The organism is Streptomyces sp. NPDC003027 (genome assembly GCF_053591435.1).
Genome location: NZ_JBSFTU010000083.1, coordinates 1 through 3,835, shown reverse-complemented (window position 1 = coordinate 3,835; position 3,835 = coordinate 1). Strand labels below are relative to the sequence as shown.

Annotated in this window: 3 protein-coding genes and 1 pseudogene; 2 read left to right on the top strand and 2 right to left on the bottom strand. The window is 74.3% G+C overall.

Translation table 11 applies throughout. The features are described 5' to 3' along the window. Window positions 1-57: 57 nt before the first annotated feature. Window positions 58-645, bottom strand: a pseudogene (gene ligD / locus ACWDX6_RS30620) (non-homologous end-joining DNA ligase LigD); the annotation flags it as partial. 124 nt (window positions 646-769) lie between these two features. Beyond that, window positions 770-1,420: a HemK2/MTQ2 family protein methyltransferase gene (locus tag ACWDX6_RS30615; RefSeq protein WP_451488125.1), complete on the bottom strand. Its 651-nt coding sequence runs from the start codon at window positions 1,418-1,420 to the stop codon at window positions 770-772. A 114-nt stretch (window positions 1,421-1,534) separates the two neighbouring features. On the opposite strand from ACWDX6_RS30615, the gene ACWDX6_RS30610 reads away from it, so the two are divergent. Both ACWDX6_RS30610 and ACWDX6_RS30605 read left to right on the top strand, forming a co-directional pair. Continuing rightward, window positions 1,535-2,206: an HAD family hydrolase gene (locus ACWDX6_RS30610; RefSeq protein WP_451488124.1), complete on the top strand. Its 672-nt coding sequence runs from the start codon at window positions 1,535-1,537 to the stop codon at window positions 2,204-2,206. A gap of 49 nt (window positions 2,207-2,255) precedes the next feature. Beyond that, on the top strand, window positions 2,256-3,809 hold the full coding sequence (locus tag ACWDX6_RS30605) for an FAD-dependent oxidoreductase (protein ID WP_451488123.1): 1,554 nt from the start codon (window positions 2,256-2,258) through the stop codon (window positions 3,807-3,809). Window positions 3,810-3,835: the final 26 nt, after the last annotated feature.

Below are 3,835 nucleotides of genomic sequence, written 5' to 3'. Positions count from 1 at the left end.
GACTCGCCTGCCCGAGGTCCGGTACTTCATTCGCCGGCCGCCCCATGCCCGCTCCGCTCAGTCGCGCAGGGAGGCGAGGCGGCGGCGGGCCGGGCCGAGCGAGCGGCCGCGGAGCGGGACGTCGTGCCAGGGGTCGTCCCGCAGCAGGGCGTCGACGTCCGCGAGGCGGCGATGCCCCGGGGTGAGGTCCGGTGACTCGACGTCGGCCCAGCTGACCGGCGCCGCGACGGGCGCGCCGGGACGGGCGCGGACGGCATAGGGCACCACGGCCGTCTGGGCATAGCCGTTGCGTTGGACGTCGAGGTAGAGCCGGCCCCGGCGCGCCTTCTTCCGGGCCTCGGTGGTGAGCGTCTCGGGGTGGCGGGACGCGAGCAGTCCGGCGAGGTCGCGGGCGAAGGCCCGTACCTCGTCGAAGGGGGCGCGCCGGTCCAGCGGGACGAGGACGTGCAGTCCGCGGGAGCCGGTGGTCATGACGGCCGACGGCAGTGCGACCTCGTCCAGAAGCTGGTGCAGCTGCCGCGCCGCTTCCCATACGGGTGCGAAGTCGTCCCCGGCCGGGTCGAGGTCGAAGACGAGCCGGTCGGGATGGTCCGGCCGCTCCGCCCTGGACAGGAAGCGGTGCGGGGTGACGCACCTTGGTGATGCCGTCGTCGGGGAACAGGAGCTTCGCCGGGCGGCTCACCTCGACCGTGCGCCGCCCGACGCGGACGGACGCCTTGGCGCCGGCCGGTGGGTCTCCGGCTCCCATGGGCGCCTCCTCGTCGCCGGTTCAGTCGCGGGTCGCGCGGATGACGACGAGTTCTTCGGTCCGCAGCCCGGTCTCGACCAGGCCCCGGTCCTCGAACCAGTCCGCCCGGGCCGTCATCACCGGCCCGAAGGGCTGGGTGCGGCGGCGGGCCACGTCGGCGCCCAGACCGGCGCGGTCGAGCGCGTCGAGGGTCGCGGTGACACCGGAGAGCGAGGACTGGACGAGGAGCAGCACCCCGCCCGGGTTGAGCAGGAGCGGCGCCTGGTGGCAGATGCGGTCGAGGAGCAGCCGCCCGTCGGGCCCGGCGTCCCAGGCCCTGCCCGGGCCGTAGGCGGGCGGCTCGGGGTTCTCGGCCGGTACGTACGGCGGGTTGGCGGTGACCAGGTCGAACCGCTCCCCCGCCACCGGCTCGCCCAGGTCCCCCCGGAACAGCCGGACCCGGCAGTCGTGGAGCCGGGCGTTGAGCCTCGCGGTGGCCACCGCGGCCCGGGAGACGTCGACGGCGGTGGCGTGCGCGCCCCGGAGGGCGGCGGCGATGGCGATGATGCCCGTGCCGGTGCACAGGTCCAGCGAACGGGTGCCTGGCCGGATGTCCTCCTCGGCCAGGCCCTCCAACAGCAGTTCCGTGTCTCCCTGAGGGGCGTACACGCTCGGCGGCTTGATCATGCGCATGAGGCGCAGATGCCCGCGCCGGGCGTTTCCACGCCTCTCCGTTCGACGGTTTCTCCCCCGGTGCGCGGGTAGCCGCGCCGGAAAGCGATCCGCCGTACGAGGAGGCGACCGAGGATGGCCCGCGCGGCTCTGTTCGACGTGGACGGCACCCTGGCCGACACCAACCATCTGCACGTGGTCACGTGGTGGGAGGCATTCCGGCAGTCGGGGCACGACGTCCCGATGCACGCCATCCACCGGGCCATCGGGCTCAGCAGCGAGGACCTCATCGCCCATCTGCTGGGCGACCACCGCGACACGCGGCAGGACTCCTCGATCAGCGCCGCGCACAAGACGCTGTACGCCACCTACTTCGACCGGCTGCCCGCGCTGCGGTCGGCCGGGAAGCTGCTGCGGGCGGTGGCCGGCCAGGGCTGGACGGTCGTCCTCGTCACGTCGGCGAGCGGCCGTGAGCTGGAGGCGCTGCGCCGTGCGATCGACGCGGACGAGGTGATCGCGCGGACGGCGAGCTCCGACGACGTGGAGGAGGGCAAACCGGCGCCGGAACCGGTGCGGCACGCCCTCGACCTCGTCGAGGTGCCGCCGGAGCGCGCCGTACTGGTCGGGGACTCGGTCTGGGACATGAAGGCGGGCAGCCGGGCCGGGGTGGCGTGCGTGGGCCTGCTGTGCGGGGGCATTCCCGCCGACGACCTCCGCGCCGCGGGGGCCGAGGCCGTGTACGCGGATCCCGCCGAGCTCCTGAGCCGCTTGCCGCAGAGCCCGCTGGCCTACGAGGGCGGGCCCTGAGCGGGTGGCCGCCACGCATCCGCAGGGGCTTTCAGGGCAATGGCGCCCTATGAACGAACTCACCGGCACCCATGGCTCCCACTGGCTGCGGACGGCCGCGTTCCCGGCCCATCCCCCGCTCACCGGCGACACCGAGGCGGATGTGGCCGTGATCGGCGGAGGCATCGCCGGGCTCAGCGTCGCCTGGGAGCTCACCCGGGCGGGCCGCTCCGTGGTCGTCCTGGAAGGCGACCGCGTGGCGGGCGGTGTCACCGGCCACACCACCGCGAAGGTGAGCGCCCTGCACACCCTCGTCTACGACGACCTCCGCACGTCCCGCGGTCCCGACACGGCCCGCGCCTACGCCCAGTCGCAGATGGCCGCGGTGCGCCACATCGGCGAGGTGGCGGCCGAGCTCGGCGTCGACTGCGAACTCGAAGGCCGGGCGGCCTTCACGTACTGCCAGGATCCGGGCGGCGTCGAGAAGCTGCGGGCCGAGGCGGAGGCCGCCCGGGAGGCCGGGCTCGACGCGTCGTTCGTGACGGAGACGGGACTCCCCTTTCCCGTCGCCGGCGCGGTCCGCGTCGAAGGGCAGGCGCAGTTCCACCCGCGGAAGTACCTGCGCGCGCTGGCCGAGGATCTGACGGCGCGCGGAGGGCGGATCCATGAGCGGACCCGCGTCGTCGACCTGCACCGGGGCGAGCCCTGCCGTCTGACGACCTCCTCCGGCTCCACGGTGACCGCGCGGGACGTGGTCGTCGCCACCCACCATCCGGTGTTCGACCGGGGCATGCTCGCCGCCCGCCTCTCCCAGCACCGCGATCTCGTGGTGGCGGGGCCGCTGCCCGCGGACCGGGACCCGGACGGGATGTACATCACGCAGGAGGAGGGAAAGCGCTCGGTGCGCACCGCCCCGTACGGGGACGGCCGGCTGCTGATCGTCACCGGCGAGGCCTTCGCCCCGGGGACGGAGCCGGACACCGAGGGCCGCTACGAGCGTCTGGAGCGGTGGACGCGGGAGAGGTTCCCCGGTGTGGAGATCACCCACCGCTGGGCGGCCCAGGACAACGCCTCCACCGACACGGTGCCGCTCATCGGTCCCATGCACCACGGCGACGACCATGTGTACGTGGTCACCGGCTTCGCCGGCTGGGGGATGGCCGGCGGCGTCCTGTCCGGTCTGCTGCTCGGCTCCCTCGTGGCGGGCCGTCCCGTGGAGCGGGAGTGGGCGGAACTGTACGACCCGCGGCGGCCGGGGGCCGTCGTCCGCACGGCGCCCGCCATCGCCAAGGAGCAGTGGGACGTCGCCAAGCATTTCGTGAAGGACCGCCTGGACTCGCTCGGCGCCGGTGCGCGGCGCACGGTCGACGATGTCCGGCCCGGCACCGGCGAGGTCCTGCGCGTGGCGGGACGGCCCTGCGCCGTCTACCGGGAGGAGAGCGGCTCGGTGCACTCCGTCTCGGCGGTGTGTACGCACATGGGCTGCCTGGTGGCGTTCAATCCCGCCGAACGGACCTGGGAGTGCCCCTGCCACGGCTCCCGTTTCGGCGTCGACGGCGAGGTCATCCAGGGGCCGGCGCTGCACCCGCTGGAGCGGCGGGAGCCGAAGGAGGACCGGGGTTGAAGTCCCGCGCGGCGGGCACGAGTGGT